This window comes from Aliinostoc sp. HNIBRCY26, assembly GCF_050235535.1.
GTDB lineage: Bacteria > Cyanobacteriota > Cyanobacteriia > Cyanobacteriales > Nostocaceae > Trichormus.
The window spans coordinates 6,848,139-6,868,609 of the sequence record NZ_CP189852.1 but is presented as its reverse complement, the minus strand read 5'-3'; the positions used below and the strand labels follow the sequence as shown (position 1 = coordinate 6,868,609).

General features: G+C 39.9%; 18 protein-coding genes. 6 read left to right on the top strand and 12 right to left on the bottom strand.

Annotated elements, in window-relative coordinates:
• Positions 1 to 72 precede the first annotated feature (72 nt).
• The 4 genes from ychF to ACQFX9_RS28965 all read right to left on the bottom strand — a co-directional run bounded on the left by ychF (position 73) and on the right by ACQFX9_RS28965 (position 3,333).
• Complete coding sequence (ychF, locus tag ACQFX9_RS28980) at positions 73 to 1,164, bottom strand: redox-regulated ATPase YchF (RefSeq protein WP_427159958.1); 1,092 nt, start codon at positions 1,162 to 1,164, stop codon at positions 73 to 75.
• A gap of 36 nt (positions 1,165 to 1,200) precedes the next feature.
• Positions 1,201 to 1,401, bottom strand: a complete 201-nt coding sequence (locus ACQFX9_RS28975) for a hypothetical protein (RefSeq protein ID WP_427159957.1) — start codon at positions 1,399 to 1,401, stop codon at positions 1,201 to 1,203.
• A 166-nt stretch (positions 1,402 to 1,567) separates the two neighbouring features.
• Positions 1,568 to 2,110, bottom strand: coding sequence for an adenylyl-sulfate kinase (gene cysC, locus ACQFX9_RS28970; protein ID WP_427159956.1), 543 nt, complete (start codon positions 2,108 to 2,110; stop codon positions 1,568 to 1,570).
• 179 nt (positions 2,111 to 2,289) lie between these two features.
• Positions 2,290 to 3,333: a ribonuclease T2 family protein gene (locus ACQFX9_RS28965; RefSeq protein WP_427159955.1), complete on the bottom strand. Its 1,044-nt coding sequence runs from the start codon at positions 3,331 to 3,333 to the stop codon at positions 2,290 to 2,292.
• Positions 3,334 to 3,660: 327 nt separating this feature from the next.
• On the opposite strand from ACQFX9_RS28965, the gene ACQFX9_RS28960 reads away from it, so the two are divergent.
• From ACQFX9_RS28960 to ACQFX9_RS28950, 3 genes are all read left to right on the top strand, one after another.
• Positions 3,661 to 4,113 carry a DM13 domain-containing protein gene (locus tag ACQFX9_RS28960; protein ID WP_427159954.1) on the top strand — a complete coding sequence of 151 codons (453 nt, stop codon included), beginning with the start codon at positions 3,661 to 3,663 and terminating at the stop codon, positions 4,111 to 4,113.
• A gap of 72 nt (positions 4,114 to 4,185) precedes the next feature.
• Positions 4,186 to 4,905 (top strand): DUF4079 domain-containing protein, encoded by a 720-nt coding sequence (locus ACQFX9_RS28955; protein WP_427159953.1) that lies wholly within the window; start codon positions 4,186 to 4,188, stop codon positions 4,903 to 4,905.
• Complete coding sequence (locus ACQFX9_RS28950) at positions 4,902 to 6,323, top strand: sensor histidine kinase (protein WP_427159952.1); 1,422 nt, start codon at positions 4,902 to 4,904, stop codon at positions 6,321 to 6,323. Before ACQFX9_RS28955 ends, ACQFX9_RS28950 begins: the two co-directional genes overlap by 4 nt.
• On the opposite strand, the gene ACQFX9_RS28945 is transcribed toward ACQFX9_RS28950, so the two are convergent.
• Positions 6,320 to 6,448, bottom strand: a complete 129-nt coding sequence (locus ACQFX9_RS28945; RefSeq protein ID WP_427159951.1) for a hypothetical protein — start codon at positions 6,446 to 6,448, stop codon at positions 6,320 to 6,322. The genes ACQFX9_RS28950 and ACQFX9_RS28945 overlap by 4 nt on opposite strands.
• A gap of 96 nt (positions 6,449 to 6,544) precedes the next feature.
• On the opposite strand from ACQFX9_RS28945, the gene ACQFX9_RS28940 reads away from it, so the two are divergent.
• Both ACQFX9_RS28940 and ACQFX9_RS28935 read left to right on the top strand, forming a co-directional pair.
• A complete protein-coding gene (locus tag ACQFX9_RS28940) occupies positions 6,545 to 7,309 on the top strand; it encodes an ABC transporter ATP-binding protein (protein WP_427159950.1) in 765 nt (254 codons plus the stop codon).
• Between the two features lie 1,055 nt (positions 7,310 to 8,364).
• A complete protein-coding gene (locus ACQFX9_RS28935; RefSeq protein WP_427159949.1) occupies positions 8,365 to 9,381 on the top strand; it encodes a ribose-phosphate pyrophosphokinase in 1,017 nt (338 codons plus the stop codon).
• 57 nt (positions 9,382 to 9,438) lie between these two features.
• Here the strand turns inward: ACQFX9_RS28935 and ACQFX9_RS28930 are convergent, their stop codons facing one another.
• Both ACQFX9_RS28930 and ACQFX9_RS28925 read right to left on the bottom strand, forming a co-directional pair.
• Positions 9,439 to 10,050, bottom strand: a complete 612-nt coding sequence (locus ACQFX9_RS28930; RefSeq protein ID WP_427163028.1) for an HD domain-containing protein — start codon at positions 10,048 to 10,050, stop codon at positions 9,439 to 9,441.
• Between the two features lie 32 nt (positions 10,051 to 10,082).
• Entirely contained in the window at positions 10,083 to 11,546 is a 1,464-nt protein-coding gene (locus ACQFX9_RS28925) for an AAA family ATPase (RefSeq protein WP_427159948.1), read from the bottom strand.
• Positions 11,547 to 11,770: 224 nt separating this feature from the next.
• Here ACQFX9_RS28925 and ACQFX9_RS28920 point away from each other — a divergent pair, with 224 nt between their 5' ends.
• The gene (locus ACQFX9_RS28920; protein ID WP_427159947.1) at positions 11,771 to 12,952 is read left to right on the top strand and encodes a low temperature requirement protein A; all 1,182 of its coding nucleotides are present in this window, start codon (positions 11,771 to 11,773) and stop codon (positions 12,950 to 12,952) included.
• Positions 12,953 to 13,034: 82 nt separating this feature from the next.
• Here ACQFX9_RS28920 and ACQFX9_RS28915 read toward each other — a convergent pair whose 3' ends face one another.
• The 5 genes from ACQFX9_RS28915 to ACQFX9_RS28895 all read right to left on the bottom strand — a co-directional run bounded on the left by ACQFX9_RS28915 (position 13,035) and on the right by ACQFX9_RS28895 (position 19,881).
• Positions 13,035 to 13,697: a DUF928 domain-containing protein gene (locus ACQFX9_RS28915; protein WP_427159946.1), complete on the bottom strand. Its 663-nt coding sequence runs from the start codon at positions 13,695 to 13,697 to the stop codon at positions 13,035 to 13,037.
• Positions 13,690 to 16,116 (bottom strand): CHASE2 domain-containing protein, encoded by a 2,427-nt coding sequence (locus tag ACQFX9_RS28910; protein ID WP_427159945.1) that lies wholly within the window; start codon positions 16,114 to 16,116, stop codon positions 13,690 to 13,692. The genes ACQFX9_RS28915 and ACQFX9_RS28910 overlap by 8 nt, the downstream gene beginning before the upstream one ends.
• Before the next feature lie 75 nt (positions 16,117 to 16,191).
• Positions 16,192 to 17,541, bottom strand: coding sequence for a DUF1822 family protein (locus ACQFX9_RS28905; protein ID WP_427159944.1), 1,350 nt, complete (start codon positions 17,539 to 17,541; stop codon positions 16,192 to 16,194).
• The gene (locus ACQFX9_RS28900) at positions 17,538 to 18,926 is read right to left on the bottom strand and encodes a hypothetical protein (RefSeq protein ID WP_427159943.1); all 1,389 of its coding nucleotides are present in this window, start codon (positions 18,924 to 18,926) and stop codon (positions 17,538 to 17,540) included. Before ACQFX9_RS28900 ends, ACQFX9_RS28905 begins: the two co-directional genes overlap by 4 nt.
• A 226-nt stretch (positions 18,927 to 19,152) precedes the next feature.
• A complete protein-coding gene (locus ACQFX9_RS28895; RefSeq protein WP_427159942.1) occupies positions 19,153 to 19,881 on the bottom strand; it encodes a foldase protein PrsA in 729 nt (242 codons plus the stop codon).
• Between the last annotated feature and the right edge of the window lie 590 nt (positions 19,882 to 20,471).

The window sequence follows — 20,471 nt, the reverse complement described above, 5'->3', positions numbered from 1 at the left end:
AAAGTAAAAAGGAAAAAGGTAAAAAATTATTTTTCTACTTTTGCCTTTTGCCTTCCTTACACCCTTGATTAACTACACATTAAATCTAAACAACATCACATCGCCTTCCTGCACAGTATACTCTTTACCTTCACTTCGCACTAAACCTTTTTCTTTCGCTGCGTTCATAGAACCCGTTGTGACTAAATCATTGTAAGCAACGGTTTCAGCACGAATAAAACCACGTTCAAAATCGGAGTGAATTACACCTGCGGCTTGGGGTGCTGACATTCCAGCATGAATAGTCCAGGCGCGGGTTTCTTTGGGGCCGCTAGTAAAATATGTGCGTAAACCTAAGAGGGTGTAAGTTGCACGAATTAAAGATTTTAAACCGCCTTCTTCTACACCTAAAGAAGCCAGAAAATCAGCTTTATCTTCCTCTGGCAATTCTACAAGTTCCGCCTCTACTTGCGCCGAAACAATCACGACTTGAGCATTGTCTTGCGCTGCAATTTGTCGCACTTGTTCTACAAAATTATTACCTGTGGCTAAGTCATCTTCTGAGACATTGGCAGCATAGATAATAGGTTTATTAGTTAACAGTCCTAAACCTTTAATAATTTCGGCTTCTTCTTCAGTCAAACTGACTTGACGCACTGATTTACCTTCATTTAAAGCCGCAGCTAATTTTTCTAGAACTGTGACTTCAAATTGTGCTTCTTTGCTGGTGCGTGCTTGTTTGCGGGTGCGTTCAATGCGGCGTTCGATTTGTGCTAAGTCAGATAAACCTAGTTCTAAACTAATGATTTCAATATCTCGTGCTGGGTCAACTGAACCAGCTACGTGGATGATATCGTCATTTTCAAAACAACGTACCACATGAACGATCGCATCTACTTCGCGAATGTGCGAGAGAAATTGATTACCTAGTCCTTCACCTTGGCTAGCACCTTTGACTAGGCCAGCGATATCGACAAACTCAATCCGTGCGGGGATAATTTGTGCTGAACCGGAAATTTGAGAAAGTTTGTTTAAACGTTCATCCGGTACTGCGACAACGCCGACATTGGGTTCAATGGTACAAAACGGAAAGTTAGCCGCTTCTGCTTTGGCGTTAGCGACTACAGCATTAAATAAAGTAGATTTTCCGACGTTGGGAAGTCCGACTATTCCGGCTCTTAGCATTTTAGATGTAATTTTGAGTTTGTTGACAAAGAAAAATTAGACGGGATTAGGTATCGTCTGGGGAATAGTTCCTGGAACTGTTTGGGGAATAGTCCCCGGAACTGTTTGGGGAATGGGAGCTGGTACAGTTTCTGGTACAGGCTCAGGTAAAGGTGAGGGAATTGTAGGTTCTGGTGATGGGTTGGGTTCTGGGTTGGTTTCTGGGTCGGGAATGTAAATAGCTTGAGGTCGAATCATTTCTATCACATTAATTATTCAACCCTCTCAACCTAGATGACAACTAGAACGATTGACATCTCCCCAAATGACTATGCCCAAGTCCTTTCATAATTTACCAAGAAAATCGGTTTAAAGCTCCGTTCTTCTAGAACAGCTTGCTGATAAAGTCCTCAAAACAGACAGGCTAAATCGAAACTGTCATAATCAAACCTTGAGTTTCTAGATAATCAAGCACTTGGTTAACACATTCTGCCACTGTAAATTTATCAGTTTGACAGATAATATCTGCATTAATTGGGGCTTCGTAGGGGTCAGAAATGCCAGTAAAATGTTTGATTTCCCCGGCCCTGGCTTTGGCGTAAAGTCCCTTGACATCACGAGATTCACAAACCGCTAGTGGTGCTTGGACGTAAATTTCGATAAAGTTGGTAGTTGTTTGTTTGAGTTCCTCACGCACTTCACGATAAGGGCTGATAGCAGCAGCGATCGCTATTATGCCATGACGACTGAGCAAGTTAGCCACAAAGCCAATCCGACGCACATTTGTATCTCGGTCTTGTTTGCTAAAGCCTAGTCCTTGTGAAAGATGGGTGCGAACGACATCACCATCTAGTAATTCTACTGAGTAATTGCGTGCTTGTAGTTCTTGGGATAGTCTTTGAGCAATTGTCGTTTTGCCAGCACCACTTAACCCTGTGAGCCAGAGAATAGCACCTTGTTGTTTCATGTAAAATTTGATACTTAAAATAGTGATTTTATTACTATAAGTATAGTCTACGTATTATCCGCAAATTAGGAACCTAAAATCTTTGATATTAAAGAGCGATCGCACTTCAAGTATCTCAAAATGCGATCGCTTTTCTTCTTATACCAATTCAATAAGATATTGATACGAGAAGTACAATACTAATCACGAGCATCATCAACCAAGCAGGATTTAGTTGGTTTTTCAGGTTCGGCATTTGGGCTATTAACCAGCAATTGAGAAACTGGAGTATCTGGTGTAATCTCACCATTGAGATTTACCCAAAGTTCACCTATACGTAATGATTTATCACATTTTACTTCTACTTTATCTCCTGTTTTAGCACCAAAAGATGATAAGGATTTATCAATTTCTCTGACAGCAAGTTGACGACCAATACTATTAGCAAATAGCTGCTGCACGGGTGATTGATTAAAGGCTTGCAGAAGCACAATTGACTCAGAAAAATACTCTTCTGGTGTGGCTTGGTAACAAGTACCATGTTTAATCCATTCGTGGCGGTGCAGATTGGATAATGTCCCAGGCATCACAGCTTGTAATTTTTGCCAAGTTTCAGGGGACAACTCTTTTTCTACTGCTGGTAATTTTGACCAGTCCCTATCATTGCCATTATTGATCTTTGGATCGCCATCCAAAGCCCTATCATTTCTACTAACACCACAATAAACATTATCTTCAGGTTGAGGCCAAAGACCATGCAAGGTGAAATTAGTGGCTTCAGGACGACTGGGATTTTTAGCTAATCTTTTGCATTCTTCTTTGTCTGGTTTGCTTTCACAAAATGCAGGTTGCCAACTGATAGCTAATAAGTAATCTTCACCGACGGGAATTGGAATTATAGGCGTGTCGGGAGTGGGATTAGGAGTTGTATCAACTGGTAAACTCGCGATATTCAGACAACTAGCCTCAACCCAACGTTGAGGAGGATTAGCTTGAGAAATTTGTAATAAGTAGTGAGAGGGTATGTCTTTATTCTTGCCAACAGTTTGGTAAGTTTCTCCCAGCTTTAATCTCACATTGCCAGGGTTAGTTCCTTTTTTGATAGAAACTACCGCTTCGCAAGCATTTGTAGCCGTGAATTGACCATCAAAGGAGATGAAAGCGAGAGCCGTGTTAGGCTGTAGTAAGAAAGAAAACACCAGTAGGACTGTTAATACAAGTGTTTTTCTAAGCGATCGCAGCATTAGTATACTCCGTAAAATTCGCTGAAAAAGGTGATTTTCGCTCTTTATAAAGATACAAGAGCAAATAACTACTTCCGGATAGCGTCTTTATATAGTTTGTATTACTTATAAATTACGTAAATTAATATACATTTAAATTTAAGTAAAATCTTGGATAAAATGACAATAAAATATAAAAAAGGCAATAAATTTTAAAATATTCGCTAGAATTACTTAAATAATAATCAAAGAAATTAATTTTTAACAAATTCTCAGCATAAATTAATTTAATTAGACAGATAAAGTATTAAATTAATTCTGGTATGAAAGTTTGAGGATTGTTAAAAAATGAAATGGAAATATTTAATCCTTTTGGCAATTATTACGAATCTATTTGTTGGCTGCACAGGAGAGCCTAGCAATAATCAAGTTGATAATCCAACACCAAATGCTACGAAAACTAGTGCTAGTGCGCCTGTTGGAGTTGGTAATTTTCAAGCAGCAGAACACCCGACTAAGGGGAAAGTTGCAGTTGTCACAGAAGCAGGTAAACAATATCTAGAATTTGATGAAAATTTCAAAACAGATAACGGCCCAGATTTATTTGTGATTCTTTATCGTACTGATGCGCCACCAGTATCGGGTATTAAAGAACAAGATTATACCCAGATTGCCCCTTTGCAAAAAATTAGTGGTAAACAACGTTATGCCGTACCACAAAATATCAAGCTAGCAAACTATAAATCTGTAGCTATTTGGTGCCGTAAATTTAATGCTACATTTGGTTATGCTGCTTTATAAAGCTACATAAATATTAAATTTCTGTAGTGAATTAATTTACATAAAAATAAAAATTGAATATCTGTTATTAATATGGAATTAGTAGATTTCTTAGGACTTGTACATCCGGCGATCGCAGTTACCATTGTTTTCCCCTGCATTGGTATTGTGAGTTATTTTGCTTGGCAGACACGGGAACGCAGACTACAAAGTGCAGACGGTGGTAAAAGCAAGATTCCGCCAATTGTAGGTGGAGAACATAAGCGAATTGGGGAATGGCTATGTATTGCTGTTGTCGGTTTATGCTTATTAGGGTTAGCCTACCCTATTGGGAAAAATATCATCAAAAAGCAACTGTGGAATCAAAACTTATTCTCAGTAATATTTATTCTATTGATGTTTGTTTTAGCTATAATTTGTTTAGTCTTACTGTTGCGAGCAAGAGAACGTTTATGGCGTGGTGTATTCGCCACATTAACTGGTACATCTTTAGTAATTTTAGGCTGTCAAGATGGCGTATTTCGCCGCACGAGTGAATGGTACTGGTCACACTATTATATAGGAATTACCGCATCATTACTCATGATTTTTTCTGTAGCGATTGTCCAAGATATTTATCAAGATAGATCACATCGCTGGCGGTTGATACATACCATTTTAAATTGTGTGGCTTTATTACTATTTCTTGGTCAAGGATTTACAGGTTCACGAGACTTATTAGAAATTCCCTTAAATTGGCAAGAGTCATACATTTATCAATGTAATTACGTCCAGAAAACTTGTCTAACCCCAAATAATCAAGCTCCCAAGTGAAACAACTTCACAAATTGCACCCAAAAATAGATCCGTTTTCCTTACGCTTACGTTTAACAATTGGGATTGCTGTACTTTCTACTTTAGGTCTAGGAAACTTAGCATTCTGGACGGGGTGGAAAATACAGCAAATTTTAATCAATAACCATAAACATAATACTGAAACAATTGCTCAACGGCTACCTCGTGATGTGCAGATTTATAGCGAAATGATGCCGCCAGAAGCTGCACTGCAAAAATCAATTGATAGCCTCACAGCAACCAATACATATTTATGGGTAAAAAATTCTGAAAATCAGATTATAGGTAAATCTAATAACTGGAACCAGTTACCGAATAAAACCACAACTGAATTAATGTCCCTGGGTGAAATGATCCTACAAGCACGCATAGAAAAAGTAGGGGGACGTTATTTTGTGTTGTGTGGTGGTGCTGTTCCCGTCAAGGGAAAAATTCTAGGTAACTTATTTGTGATTCAGGATGTCACCCGTGAACAGCAAATGTTTTTAGTAATGGTGCGGAGTTTGGGTGTTGGCAGTATTGTAACAATTATCGTCATGTCCATCGCGATCGCCATTTATGTCAAGCGTTCTTTGCAACCATTAATGCAGCTTAGTCAAATGACATCTGTAATTTCCATCGCGGATTTAGGACAAGCCAAATTATATCTAGATAAAGCACCAAGTGAAGTCAAAGAATTAGCTCAAACCTTCAATATGATGTTAGCTCGCCTGTCCCAATCTTGGGAACAGGAGCGTCAATTTGTCAGTAATGTTTCCCATGAATTACGCACACCTCTAACAATAGTACACGGCTATTTACAAAGTGTTTTACGCCGCCAAACCAACCTCAATGAAATGCAGCGAGAAGCCTTAGAAACTGCTGCATCAGAAGCCGAAAGAACAATTCGACTCCTGCAAGATTTATTAGATTTAGCGAGAGCCGATAGTGGTTATTTGCAATTTTGTTTAGAAGAATGCGTATTAAATGATTTAATTGTAGAAGTGGCAGGGATGGCAGAGAAATACAGCGATCGCCAGATAATTATTGAAAATAAAACTAACCCAATTATCGCTAAAGCCGACTACAATCGCCTCAAACAAGTATTACTTAACTTAATTGATAACGCCGTAAAATATTCTGAAGCAAATACACCCATAACTTTGAAGTTAGATCAACAAGAACAAGCAGCTATCATTCAAGTTGCTGATCAAGGTTATGGCATACCTTTACAACAACAATCACGGATTTTTGAAAGATTCTACCGCGCCGACGAAGCCCGCACGAGTTCCATAGGTGGTTCCGGTTTAGGTTTATCTATCGTCAAAACCCTTGTAGAAAGCATGGATGGTAATGTCACAGTGCGTTCTAGGTTAAATGAAGGAAGCACGTTTACCATTACTTTACCTAAGAGTTAGTCGCGAGGAGTGGGGATTGGGGACTGGGGATTGGGGACTGGGGATTGGGGACTGGGGATTGGGGATTGGGGACTGGGGATTGGGGATTGGGGACTGGGGATTGGGGATTGGGGAACAGGTAACAAAGGTCACAGTCTCTTAATATAGACTAAGAACTAATGACTGTTGACTAATGACTATTGACTAATGACTATTGACTATTGACCATTGACTAAAATCCTATGCCAACCATTTCCATTACTGATTCACTCGTTCCTAATCCAGTACCGAAATCAGCAATCATTCGTCTAGAAAATATCTTCAAAATCTACGGTAGTGGAGAAACTGAAATTCAGGCTTTAAATAATGTCAACTTAGCAATCGACGAAGGTGAATATTGTTCCATTATGGGGCCTTCCGGTTCAGGTAAGTCCACAGCTATGAATATTATCGGCTGTCTCGATCGCCCTAGCACTGGACATTATTATCTAGATGACGTTGATGTGGCACAAATGAATGATGCAGATTTAGCGCACATTCGCAACAAAAAACTGGGGTTTGTCTTCCAACAATTTCACCTGCTACCCCAACTCACGGCTTTAGAAAATGTGATGTTACCAATGGTGTATGCGGGTGTTAATCCCAACGAAAGACGCGATCGCGCCACAGAAGCACTAATTAAAGTAGGCTTAGAAAAGCGACTGAGTAACAAACCTACTCAACTTTCTGGTGGACAACAACAAAGAGTAGCGATCGCCCGTGCCATTGTCAACCGTCCCGTTGTTCTCCTGGCTGATGAACCAACCGGCGCACTCGATTCTCGCACTACCCAAGAAGTTCTAGATATTTTCACCGAACTTAATCAGAGTGGAATTACAGTCGTTATGGTGACACACGAACCAGAAGTGGCGCGTCAAACTCGGCGTATTGTCTGGTTTCGGGATGGTCAGGTAGTGCATTCTCATCTCACACCAGAAGATTTACAGGAATCGCAATTTGCGGAGTAGGTAAATGCTAAAGCATATCAAACAAATATAGTTTTGACATCGTTAATTACCGTGGTAAGATATATTTGCCCAAAATATATACAGTCGTAAATCTCAAATCTGCTGTCAGCAACAGCCCTGACATCAAAGTGATAAACTCACTCCAAAATCACCCCATAACTTTGTGAAGCTAGCATCATCTTTCAGTGCCAGATCAGCAATAATAACTGCGTTGAAACAATAAAAACAATCGCAGTTATTCACCTTGCTCACTTTGCTAAAAGTATGCTATCGGCATTATTACCGTAAATCTATTCCCTGTAAATGTAGTGTCTCTAGCGGTAAATACAGCCAAGTTTCATAGTTTTAGTTCTATTAGTCTACATAGCTCTACTAGTCCTGATTATTAGTAGTCAAATTTTGCTATTTAATGTTTGACACATTCACTATTTACCCACACTCATAACCAGCGAAACCCAATCACCACAAGACTCATCAGTCAAGACTTCCACAAATCAACTTTGACCCAGCCACATCGAAAACAGAAAAATTTTTGTGATTTTCAACCAAAAATATAGTCAGTCAGTTTATATTATAATTTTGCAACCACTATCAGTTAGACATTCAGCAAACACTACAGATACCCTCAACATACTTGTTGGTAGAAGTCTATGTTTTCTGAATGCTACGGCAATCCTCAATTATTCCTCAGAGCTGAGAACCTGTGTTTCTCGAAAAATAAAATTTATGCTCGGAATTATTCCCAATCCCATAGGATTGTTAACTCTGTTCAAGATTAATTTATTCTTGAATTCAGACATACAATGGGTAGAGGCAGCAACCACAAGAAAGTGCGGTTTTTTCTTATCACCCCAGGTTTAACTAATGAGACTAGTTTACAGAATTGGTATCAGTCCATCTATGGAACGGTTCTTACAACAAGGAAGGGAATATGAGCAATTGATAATTATGTTGAGAGATATTTAAACTCATTATCAAAGCTTAAAGAAAACTCACAGATGTTTTTTTTGGTCTATTTCCGTTAAACCTACTAAATATCTAGTGCTAATATCGCCATGAATGCACATCGAGGATCTGCTGTACTCAGTTCTACCGCTTTTAGAATGCAGCCAGCCGCAACAGGGCTGACTGAAAATCATCGCTTGCGGCTTTTTTCTGGTTCTGCCAATATATCACTTTCCCAAGAAGTAGCCCGTTACCTGGGTATGGATTTAGGCCCCATGATTCGCAAAAGATTTGCAGATGGGGAATTGTATGTCCAAATTCAAGAATCAATTCGCGGTTGTGATGTCTACCTCATCCAACCGAGTTGTCAGCCCGTTAATGACCATTTAATGGAACTGCTGATTATGATTGATGCTTGTCGGCGTGCTTCTGCTAGACAAGTAACAGCAGTCTTACCCTACTATGGTTACGCTCGTGCCGATCGCAAAACAGCCGGCAGAGAATCCATCACCGCCAAGCTAGTGGCTAACCTGATTACCCAAGCAGGTGCTAACCGCGTTTTGGCGATGGATTTACACGCAGCGCAAATTCAGGGTTATTTCGATATTCCCTTTGATCATGTCTACGGTTCACCAGTCATATTAGACTATTTAGTCAGCAAACAACTGCATGATATTGTGGTTGTCTCCCCCGACGTTGGTGGTGTAGCCAGAGCGAGGGCTTTTGCGAAAAAACTGAATGATGCGCCCCTAGCCATCATTGACAAGCGTCGTCAAGCACACAATGTAGCGGAAGTCTTGAATGTGATTGGTGATGTAAAAGGTAAAACCGCCGTTTTAGTTGACGACATGATTGATACAGGCGGAACTATTGCCGAAGGTGCGCGGTTATTGCGGGAAGAAGGCGCACGCCAAGTATATGCTTGTGCCACCCACGCAGTTTTTTCCCCACCAGCAGTTGAGAGATTATCGAGTGGCTTGTTCGAGGAAGTAATTGTTACTAACACTATTCCTATTCCCGAAGAAAAGCGATTTCCCCAACTTGTGACACTATCAGTAGCCAATTTGTTAGGGGAAACCATCTGGCGCATTCACGAAGATACTTCTGTAAGTAGTATGTTCCGTTAATTTGGGAATGGGGCATTGGGAATGGGGCATTGGGAATGGGGCATTATATTTGCTTTCCTAGCCCCCCTGCTCCCTGCTCCCTGCTCCCTGCTCCCCTGCCCCCCTGCCTTCTACTAATGCCTCCAATTCCTTCATAGCTCTTGTTAAGTCTTCCACAATGGCAGTCAGTTGAATTTTTCTGAGTGCATCTATGAGTGTTCGATAGTACCACAATGTACCGTCTTTACCGCCTTGGAAGCGTTGCCATAGAGATTCACCCACTAAACGATAATCTTGTAGCAGTGAGCGTAGGTTGTGCAGTTTATCGGCAGATGATACCAGTAGCACTGATGGCGAAGCTGTCGCTAGATGAGCAATATATGCTTCCTTGCGTTGTCGCCAAGGCGGTTTAGGGGTGGTATCAGCATCCGTGCAACCATCTACGATGTTTGTGACATTTTCACCAAAGCGGCGGAGAATTTCGGCGCGTGTAGCTGCGCCCCCTTGGTCTTCTATGGCATCATGTAATAGAGCTGCGATCGCTTCATCTTCATTCGCACCGTATTCTAAAGCAATACTAGTTACACCCAATAAATGGGCAATATAGGGAACACCAGAACCTTTACGCACTTGGCTAGCGTGTAGTTCCGTAGCGTAGATTAAAGCCTGGCTGAAGCGTTGAGAAAGCATGATCATAAAAATTGCAATTGGCTCTACGGACATTAACTACCAGATAAATCCTCAGCCGTAATCAAAGTTAGCTCAAAATCATCTAGCTTGTGGAGATTATGGACAATGCGATTTGCTTGTTTTTCAATACTGCGTTCAAATAAAGCACGCGCAAACCGTCCATTACCAAAATTTCTATCTCGTTTGACATGAGCCAGTTCAAAGGTAGCCTGTAAGATGATGTGGGCTGAAGCATCTAGAGTGTAGCCATTATCGTGACAGAATTTTTTGAAAATTAATAATAACTCTTGGGGATTATAGTGATCTAAGTAAAATAAGCGGTGTAGGCGGGATTTAAAACCAGGGTTAGAAGCAAGTAAGCGATCCATTTCTTCAGTGTAACCAGCAATGACCACCGCCAAGCGATCGCGACAATCTTCCATCCGTTTAATTAATATCTGCAATGCTTCTTTACCATAGTCATTGGGGCTATCTTCGGGGACTAGGGCGTGGGCTTCATCAATGAACAAGACACCATCTAAAGCTTGCTGGACAGCATTTTCTACCCTCAGCGCAGTTTGACCAATATAGCCACTGACAATTCCCGCCCGGTCAGTTTCCACAACGTGTCCCCGTTCCAGAAATCCCAACTGTTTGTACAACCTCCCCACCAAGCGCGCAATTGTAGTTTTACCCGTCCCTGGAGGCCCGTACAGCATCAGATGGAGGGAAATGTCTACAGTTTTTAAACCCCGTTTTTGTCGCTCAGTTTGGACTTTGAGGTAATTTGCTAAGGAAAAAAGTTGCTGTTTAGTGCGCTCATGTCCAACTAATGCCTTTAAATCTGCAAATACTTGCTCTAGACTATCGTCGCCAGGTGGCTCATGCTCCACAAAGTTAGCTTTGGTTTCGTATCTCGAATCATAAACCTCTAAACTGCCATCGCTGAGGTCTTTTTCCGCATCGGGTGCGCTAACCATGAGACTGTGAACTTTCATTTTAATTTTGTCGTGGATGACAAAACCAAAATTACGGCCGGGGACATCCATTAACTTATCGGCAGGAAACTTATCTACCAGGGTACTGTTAATGTAAAACTCGACAAAATTCCCCACCCGGCAAATTTCTAATAAGTTAACAGCATTACCGCGCTGAATGCGATCGCAACGTTTCCAATCTGTGTAGTTGACAAAACTACCATTCCTCACCTCAGCAATGCGATAACAAGCATTACCAGAAATCACGAACTCAAAAAAATTGCGATCGTCCAATAGTCCCCAGACGAATCCATAACCATGATCCTCTACACCAGCAGCTTTTTCTAAGACCATGTGAATATGAAAATCGCTTCTGTCGTAAAAGAACTCTGTCGAGTTCCACGATAGCCAATAAGCATCCCCTGCCCGTTTGTGGTCAAATACATAGTGACCCACTTCCATGTAAAGGCTGCACTCTGAGCTATCCCGTGTCACCCAACTACAGCGATTATCTTGAAAGTGTTCCTCAAAAATTAGCATTGCGTTCCTCTGTAGCTCTGTGTGTAGAATCAGCTGCTAACTATTTCATTCTAAACACGCCTCAACAGACTTACTTGTTTACTAAACTCTTCTAATCTTCCCCCCACAAGCACTTCAGCCTCTAGGGTAGATTTTCTTTATTGGGCAGAAATTCCCTTGCTTTCCTGTCTTCCCCTCACGCACGACTAATGGTAAAAAACAATTAGCAATGAGCATATACCACTATGGCAAATTTTCTGCACACTCCCAGGTTACGGATTGGCGAAGATAACGAGGAAGAAAGACGCGCAACTTGGCTGGAGTTGTTTTATGATTTGGTGTTTGTGGTTGCAGTCTCTCAGCTAGCACACAATTTAAAAAGTCATATCTCCCCGTCAGGCTTATGGGGATTTGTAGTTTTATTTATACCTGTTTGGTGGTCTTGGATTGGCACAACATTTTACGCAAACCGCTTTGATAGTGATGATATTGGACATCGCCTGCTAGTTGGAGTACAAATGCTGACAGCCGCAGCGATGGCGGTGAATATTCATCATGGTTTGAGTGAGAGTGCAGCCGGATTTGCCTTAGCCTATGCTTTGGGTAGAGCGATTTTAGTAGTTCAGTATGTTTTGGCGGGAATACATATACCAGCAGCCAAGGCTCTAACTACTCATTATGCCATCGGTTTTGCGATCGCTGCTGTATTGTGGTTACTATCCGCCTTTTTACCTGCGCCTTGGCGATTTGTACTTTGGGGTTTAGGAATTATCATTGACTTTGCCACACCCTTAACAGCACACAAAGTCCAAATGGGACTTCTTCCCCATGCTTCCCACCTTCCTGAAAGATTTGGGCTGTTTACTATTATTGTTTTAGGTGAAGCCATCATTGCTGTCGTCAATGGAGTTTCTGAACACCATTGGAATATTTTTACCGCCATTTCTGGTTTATTTGGGCTAGGTATTGCTTTTGGGTTGTGGTGGATTTATTTCGATAATTTAGGCGGAACACCCATTGAAGCCGCAAAAGTTAGTGGCAAAGTCAGTATTATGAATATTTGGCTGTATACTCACTTACCTTTAGTAATTGGGATAGCAGCTGCTGGTGTAGGTGTAGAAGAGGTCATCCTTCACCAGTCAAAGGTAGCACTTCCTGATCCCCAAAGGTGGTTAATATGCGGTGCTGTAGCTTTATGTTTAACAGCCATCAGTATTTTGCATAATTTTGGTGTGATTCGCTATTGCAAAATCCGATCTCAATATCGCATCATAGGGGCAATTTTATTAGTAGCGATCGCTATTTTTGGCAAAGGTTTATTACCTATTGCTGTCATCACCCTGGTGGTTGTAGTTGTCGCTGTCCAAGTTATCCAAGATTTATATCAAAGTCGTCCGAGTAATCGGTTAAGCGACCCGGAATTTTAAGCCTGAATTTTCACGGTATCGGGAAAACCCCTCTCCCCACATTTGGATCTTTTTCGGCAGTTCCTGTTCCCTGTTAAAATTATTAGTTTGTACAGAGATTTTGAGTGATTTGTTGACGCAGATTATTTAATTCGGCGGAAGGTGGATTGACAGAATATATTTGTTGCAATACGTCTGACCATAATTGATATTCGGCGAAATAGTTAGCTTTAGCAAGGGCGATCGCTTCTTGATTTGCCCCTTGTTTTTGCAGTTGAGCTTCTATAGTCTGCAATTGGGTTGTGATGCGATCGCGCTGTTGTGTATCGATGATTTGAAATGTAATAAATCTGTTGGAGTTGACTTCCCATTTATAGCTTTGACCTGGTTTTAAAGGTTCACCATTATAGATAATCTGCTGAGTATCTTTGACTGTTTCAAACCATAAAACCTGATTCTTATTTACCGGTTTAACAGTAACTTCCCTAACATTACCTTGCCAGATAAATAACGGGCGATCGCTCCAAATTTTTCTTGTCGTCTTGGGCGCATCTGGAGAAATCATACAGATGATTTCTGTGGGGCGTGAACCACCTTTGCGCGGGCTAACAGGTGGTTTTTTCGTAAATAATGGGCGAGAAATATTAAACCAAGATGTATTAGGTGGATTTTTCTTTTCAGCTATAATTAATTGCTGGTTTATTCCTATGAAACTAATTAAGCTGAGGGCTAAAATAGATAGATTTGAAACTACAGTTTTAACCATATTTTTTTCTAGGGAAGACAATACGCAAAATATAAAACCACAATGTAGCTGATGGTAAAAACCAAGGAAACAACACAGCAGATGATGTCATATATAATTGCAAACTGAGTATACCGTATAAGCCTGTAGTTATTGTAGTCATGGCTAATAATTTCTTAAAATCATGTTTTTGATGATTTTGCCATAAATACAGGCTCTTACCCAAGATAATTGCTATACCAATTAGCCAAATATCGGGAATGGGTGTCACTAATCTTTTAGTTAATAAATGATGTACCATATAAGCATGATATTCTCCTCCTGTTAATACCCGATTGTTATTTAAAGTATTTTGTTGTTGTCGCCAATATTTAACAGCTAAAGGTAAATTTGCACCATGCAAATTATCTTCACCATCGAAATCAACACCTGCATCGTTATAACCACCAGGCACAATCATCACAATTTGCTGGGATAAATTTGGCGGGATACCTTGATTTTCGAGTAATTGCCAAGCGGGGATTGTTTGATATATTTGCTGAGGTGGAATTGAGAAATCAACAATTGGGTGCATCCACATTTGTTCTAGCCAATAACTCAAGGCGGTAACTGGTTGTAGATGCGATCGCGGTGATAATAAAATAGTTTGATGACTTTTATTACCCTCTTTTAAAAACATATTAATCTGTTGTAAAAAGTCAATCTGACTATCTAATTTTGGTTGTGGTGAATTGGGTATTTTTTGTAATTGGTATGACAGTGTTAATAAACTCGAAAAGTACCAAGGTTGTGCTTGTAAATCATCTATAGGGAATAATTGCATATACCCAGGCAGAAATTCAATCTCCCCTTGTAAACTCCAGTTGAGGCTAGCAATATTAGGTAATGTCTGTAGCCATACGCCGTTAGGATCAGAAGTAGCTGCAAAGACAAACCATGTCGGTTGGGGTTGAGAAACCGCAGTTTGAATGGAGTTGGCGAGGAAGCGATCGCTTTGTTCTTGGTGTCGATCTAAGACATAATCAATACCGACTACCTTTGCTTGATTAGCCACTAATTTGTCAACAAGACTGGCTAGATATTTGCGATCTAATGGTTTTGGGTTAGATATTTTGGCTTTGCGGATAGACTCTTCATCAATTTCTACTAAAAGCACTGGTGGCTGATTATTAGAGTTGGTGACTTGATTAGTTAATCGGCGATAAATAGCTTGTACTAATAAACGTCTTTGTAATAAGAAATTTTGTACTGGTAATAGTAGACTAATAAATAAGATAATTGCTAGAGCGATCGCTTCTTGGCGGCTGGGTTGAAAACTTTGAATTAATTGCCGAATTCCATAGGGTTGGAGGCGAAATAAATCTGTGTCAGGATAACGGAATAAAGAAGGAATTAAATAAGCACTGGGATAAGTTAGATGTTTTTCTATTTGCAAATATTGAGCCGCAGTGATTAATGCTTCCTGCACATCTTGGTAGTTAGCTAAAGCCCGGACAAATTGCGTTAAAAACTCTTTAGCTACATCATTATGGATGGGTTCACGCATCACTGCTACTTGACTTAAACCTAAATCAATTAATTTATTGGCAATGCTTAAGCCCTGACAAGAATTAAAAATTGCAAACTGTAATCCTCTAGATTTAGCAGTAATTAATGATTGTTCTATTTCACTAATTGATAAAGCAACATGGGGAGCGATCGCAATTTCTCCCCCAGTTAAACTAGTTTCATTACTGTGTCCTAGAAATAAGAGGATATCCCAACCTGAATCTGCTGCGATCGCCTTTACAATTTGCATTTTTAATTCATTAATATTAACTGCTGGTTGCCAGCCAATAAAAGTTGTTTCTACGAGAGAACCTAAAGCGGCTATAGCTTTTTTTTCAGCTTGAAAATTTAAACCTGTTTCATCCCCCAAAATCACCAAAATCTTAGCCTTTCCATTGCGTCGCCTCTGATTAACTGCTTCCTTACGATTTAAAGCTGTGCGAACAATTCTAATCTTCCTAGTAGACGACTTCCCAAACTCTGCGCCAAATTCCCAGACTTCCCAAGGTAAACGTGCTAAATCTAGAGGATGACAAGTCAGAAAAACGTCAATATTAGTAGTAGCCTGGGCGATAGTTGCTCGAATTTCATACAATTCTGCACTACGTAACCAGTGATGAAACGCTGCTAAAAGTTGCGCTTCTGCTTGAATTAATTGTGAATTCCAGTCAACAGGAGGCGCAACTAAACTACCAAATTCTTCTACTCTACCTCGCAGTCCATGATTATAAAATCGCAGATAAATACGCTGCCATTCTTGATATTTTAATTGCAGTTCTTCAGGATAGGCAACTGTCACTAAAATTTGCTGCCCTAGCCCCCAAGATAATTCAAAAGCACATGATTTATGGAATTGTTGAACTTTTAAATAAAACGTCGTTGCAATCATCATGATCTGCCAATATCAGAATATGAATCAATTCAAAATTCAAGTAAGATTTTGTTACTAAAACTGTAACCAGCACACCTAAATTACTTTCTTGGGGCAGAATGTAAATGGAGGTAAATTCACCTCGACCCCATCCATTAAACTCACAGTGACTAAAAACTTTTCATCCCAATTACCAACTACACGCGTAAATAAATAAGCTTCTCCCTGCTGTGGATTTATCCCCTTTTCTATTAATACTCCTGTTTGGTCACTTACCCTTAACTTTAAGTTACTAGGTAAAGTCTGATGAGAAGCTGTACCCAAGACTAACAACAATGTCCATAAATGCGGGTCTGATTCTGATAACAAATGCCAAGCTACAGCATATAAACGCAGGGGAATTCCTGTTAAGAGAAAATCTTGATATGCACCCCGCGCTTGCATGGGGATTTCAATATTTCGCTGTTGCAGTTGCGTCACAATGGCTGTAAATTCTTCTGTCGGACTCCTCATAGCGGCGGCGGGGGTGACAACTGGCAATAATTGCCAAGCCAATTCTTGTGCTAATTCATCCAATTCATCCCACAGCCAACGACCCACATTTAAGGCAGGTTGGGTTAATAATTTGAGTAAGTCTTTTAAACTGTTTTGTAATGAATAATCATGTTGTTGCTGGGGTAAATTATATACCCAAGTGAGTAATTCTGGATGAGTGATTACAGCTATCCCCTGTTCCCAAGTTAATATTTGCCACAGTTCAATTTCTGGTGAGTGCAATTGAGGTAATAAATTCAATAATTCCTGTTGAACTTTGGCTAATACCTGTGTATTTTTGTTGTTTATTTTGGGTAAGGTAATTGCTGCTGGCTCTAAACAATGTAAGTATAGTAATAAGCGGTCTGGGTCAGATATAAACCAATTGATAGGAATGTGATAATTCCAGTCGGCTGAGGCTTGTAAATTGATTTTTAAAAAGTTATCTCTTAATTCTGAATAGGTTAAATAACTAGAGATAGTGACAGCTTCTTGTTCTTCTAAGACTTCCAGTAAGACATAAAAATGAGCAATATACTCTGGTAAATCTACAACTGCTCTCGGTAAAGTAACTTGATTATCCGTGAGACTAGTAGTTGTGAGTAAACACAGCTTAAATTCACCTATTTGTAAATTGGCAACAGCCGCGATCGCAGTTGCTAATCCTGGTTGCAAAAGGGTACAATTTTCCAGGTTAATCTTCAGGGAATCTGAGCGTTCATCTAGCCATGACTCAAATGCAATTAATGCTAAAGCCTGAAGATAAACTTGCCATTGCTGCGACGAATGATTAATTTGATTACTGATTTCTACAGCCTGACTAATTTGTGTAGTAGTCAGAGTAATGGCGGCTGTTGGTAAAGTTTCAAATTCTAGCCGCTTTGGGGAATCGTTAGTTGCTAAGTTATTCATTTCACCTCATTAATGACATCAAGATAGCGGCAGAGTCTATCATTAAATAAACTGGTTTTAATATAAGGTCTCGCCGTTTGTGCTTGGATTTCTGCTTCTCTAATGACAGATTCAACTTGTTCATTCAGAGCTATTTTAATTTGCTGTTCTAAAGTTGTCAGGCTTTCTATTTGGGAATATTTTTTGGCTAGTTCCAGCACGCGATCGCATAACATCATTAAAAGCTGCTGACTAACATCGTTACGAAATTCTTTAAGTTTTAAAAGGCGTGTGACAGCATCTTGGGCGCGTAATTCTACCCTTGCGGCAATCTCTGTCATAGATAAATTTTGACAGTGAAATAACTGGAGTGCTGTTAAAAACTGTTTAGCTTTATCACCCTTTTTCTTTTGCAATTTATGGACTCGCGATTGTATCACCACAGCTAAAGCTTGTTCTAAACAACTTAAAAACTGTGGTCGATATAACTGTAAAAATTCTAATTGTTCATCTTCATTATCTAACAGTTTTGGAGTATCAACATAGTTATTTGGTAGAAGATTATCTAAAGATTCCGTCGGTAAATATCCACCACGAATATAAATCCGGTATTGTCGCAGTCGGTCAGCAAGTTGTTGCAATTTGGTCAACACAATTTCACTTTTGAAAGTTTGACCTGTTTTACTCGCTAGAAGAGTGGCAATTTGTTGCAGTTGTTGTGTTGTTGGGACACTACATTTACCGCCTTTTCCCTGCGCCCGTTGTTGTAAACGGGCAGTACGATAAACAGCATGATAGCTGTCTAAAAGTTGTTGTGCTTGTTGGATTTCATGGGGCGTTAGTGAGTAAAACTCTGTAAATATACGTTGTATTTGATGAGGACGAGTATCATTCAAAATTGCCCAATCACTCACCAAATATACCCCGCACTCTAGCAAAAATTTATTGAGTCCGGCATCATGTTTAACTCTTGTGGTTGTCCAGGTTGTCAGGCTGCTTTGTTGGGGGTCAAAAGTTTGCAAAATCTTGCGTGCAGAACATTGATAGTCATCACTAGGTTGAATAGAACCGTCATCATCTAAAACATAGGGTAATAAATCAACACTACTAAACCCATGAGTAGTGCCAAACTTCTCTGCTATCTGCAAGCAAGCCTGTTCAATTTGCCAAGAGATCAAGCACAACAGACAACGCTGTGCTAACAAGCATCTATCAATGGGTGCATCCTGCGCCACTTGCAGCAATTCCCGTTGAATTTCTGCATCGGGAAGGTCATTATCTGCATTATGTGCGATCGCCGGAAACAATTCAGCAAAAAACACCTTAGCTGGCGTAATTTCTTGAACCTGTCGCCTTCCCACTCCATCAATTTTCACCAGTTGCCAATATCGCGATGTCACACCCATAAGTCTGTCAACTTAACCATCAATAGCAGTATCGCCTGACATCTGTTCTTAATTCTAGGCTGGTTGACCTTATGTAGTTTTTGGGGATTGGGGACTGGGGACTGGGGATTGGGGACAAGGGGGACAAGGGAGACAAGGGAGACAAGGGAAGGTAGAATTTTTTACTCAATGCCCCATGCCCTATGGCCTATACCCCATTCCCCATTCCCCATTCCCATTGCCGTTTTTAATTGGAAGTCCTTTGACTCTCCACTAATAACCATTTATGAAATAAATGATGAAGAATTTCTTGATACTTTTGGGGTGTTAACTCAGCCGGGATAAATTCTTCTACCATGAGTAGGTGATAACCTTGTTCAGTTTTTACAGGGCCGATTAACTGTTGGGGTTGAGATGTGAATACAACTTTAGCAATATCTTTTAGCAGGTTAAAGCGATACACTTGACCCTCATAACCGCACTTTCTTCTGCGGGATATATCTATATTATAAAGATGGGCAGCTTCATAAAAGCTAATTTCGCTATCTTCGATTTGATAATAAATTTCTTGGGCAAGTTTTTCAGAATCGACAATGATTTGATAGTAAATAACTTGCTCAAAGTCTAGTTTATTTTTATAGAAAAAATCTTCTACTTCGGCGGCAAATAATACATTAGCTAATTTTTCCGATAACAGGCGATCGCGAATTCCCAGTTCCCAGTCATCTGTCGTCACGACTTCTTCCTGCAACCATGCTAATGTATCGGCGGCTTTCTCTAAATGCTTCTCCCGTCGCTGGCGATTGGCTTCAGCTTCGATTTCTTCTTCTGTGACGATAATCCCACGTTCTTGGGTAACTTGCCAAATCACTTTATTAAACAGAATTTTTTGATAAACTTCCTTAAAAGTCATCTCTCTTTTGAGTAAGTTCACCACTTCCTCTGGTGTAATCAATATGGGATTTGGTTCGTTCATTTCTTCGGAATTGTTGAAAATTCAATCATATACTCATTTTCAAAAATTCTGCACTTTGGCCAAGAAAAAAGCAGGAAGCTTATAAAATATTTAACTCCCTGCTTGATTTCAATTTGTTGTATAAGTTAAAAGTTTATCAAGTATTAGTAATCCTATCTGGGAGGACGAGGATTACAGTTTTTGACAGAAATAAGAACTACAGGTTCTACAATTGATGACAAAATTTCAACGATTACTGAGTCTATTCTCATTTTGACTATTATGGCTATCAATAGAGTATAAATACTCAAATTAAACTAGCCCTAGTCAGGAAAATTATCTACTTTTCCTCCACCATTGGGAAACTCGACAAAGAGCATTGATTGTGTAAATTGAAGGAAGCCAGCACTCCCAGTTTTACCTGCTCACATTTCCTGAGAATTGTACTACTAATAGTAATAGTTAATTTGTCACTTTAGTTTTATCAACTGATGACTTCAGCACAAGTGATCAGTTAGGTATATCTCATAGTCGGTTAATCACTGATTTTACCCTGAAAATTGAGTCAGCCAGCTAATTACCCAAGTTTTGAGTCGTACCCTTAATATATA

Coding starts and splice junctions, on each gene's coding strand:
- ACQFX9_RS28920 (WP_427159947.1), top strand. CDS start 11,771: ATGGCAAATTTTCTGCACACTCCCAGGTTACGGATTGGCGAAGATAAC.
- ychF (WP_427159958.1), bottom strand. CDS start 1,164: ATGCTAAGAGCCGGAATAGTCGGACTTCCCAACGTCGGAAAATCTACT.
- ACQFX9_RS28940 (WP_427159950.1), top strand. CDS start 6,545: ATGCCAACCATTTCCATTACTGATTCACTCGTTCCTAATCCAGTACCG.
- ACQFX9_RS28925 (WP_427159948.1), bottom strand. CDS start 11,546: ATGCTAATTTTTGAGGAACACTTTCAAGATAATCGCTGTAGTTGGGTG.
- ACQFX9_RS28910 (WP_427159945.1), bottom strand. CDS start 16,116: ATGATGATTGCAACGACGTTTTATTTAAAAGTTCAACAATTCCATAAA.
- ACQFX9_RS28955 (WP_427159953.1), top strand. CDS start 4,186: ATGGAATTAGTAGATTTCTTAGGACTTGTACATCCGGCGATCGCAGTT.
- ACQFX9_RS28960 (WP_427159954.1), top strand. CDS start 3,661: ATGAAATGGAAATATTTAATCCTTTTGGCAATTATTACGAATCTATTT.
- cysC (WP_427159956.1), bottom strand. CDS start 2,110: ATGAAACAACAAGGTGCTATTCTCTGGCTCACAGGGTTAAGTGGTGCT.
- ACQFX9_RS28900 (WP_427159943.1), bottom strand. CDS start 18,926: ATGGGTGTGACATCGCGATATTGGCAACTGGTGAAAATTGATGGAGTG.
- ACQFX9_RS28895 (WP_427159942.1), bottom strand. CDS start 19,881: ATGAACGAACCAAATCCCATATTGATTACACCAGAGGAAGTGGTGAAC.
- ACQFX9_RS28915 (WP_427159946.1), bottom strand. CDS start 13,697: ATGGTTAAAACTGTAGTTTCAAATCTATCTATTTTAGCCCTCAGCTTA.
- ACQFX9_RS28905 (WP_427159944.1), bottom strand. CDS start 17,541: ATGAATAACTTAGCAACTAACGATTCCCCAAAGCGGCTAGAATTTGAA.
- ACQFX9_RS28930 (WP_427163028.1), bottom strand. CDS start 10,050: ATGCTTTCTCAACGCTTCAGCCAGGCTTTAATCTACGCTACGGAACTA.
- ACQFX9_RS28935 (WP_427159949.1), top strand. CDS start 8,365: ATGAATGCACATCGAGGATCTGCTGTACTCAGTTCTACCGCTTTTAGA.
- ACQFX9_RS28975 (WP_427159957.1), bottom strand. CDS start 1,401: ATGATTCGACCTCAAGCTATTTACATTCCCGACCCAGAAACCAACCCA.
- ACQFX9_RS28965 (WP_427159955.1), bottom strand. CDS start 3,333: ATGCTGCGATCGCTTAGAAAAACACTTGTATTAACAGTCCTACTGGTG.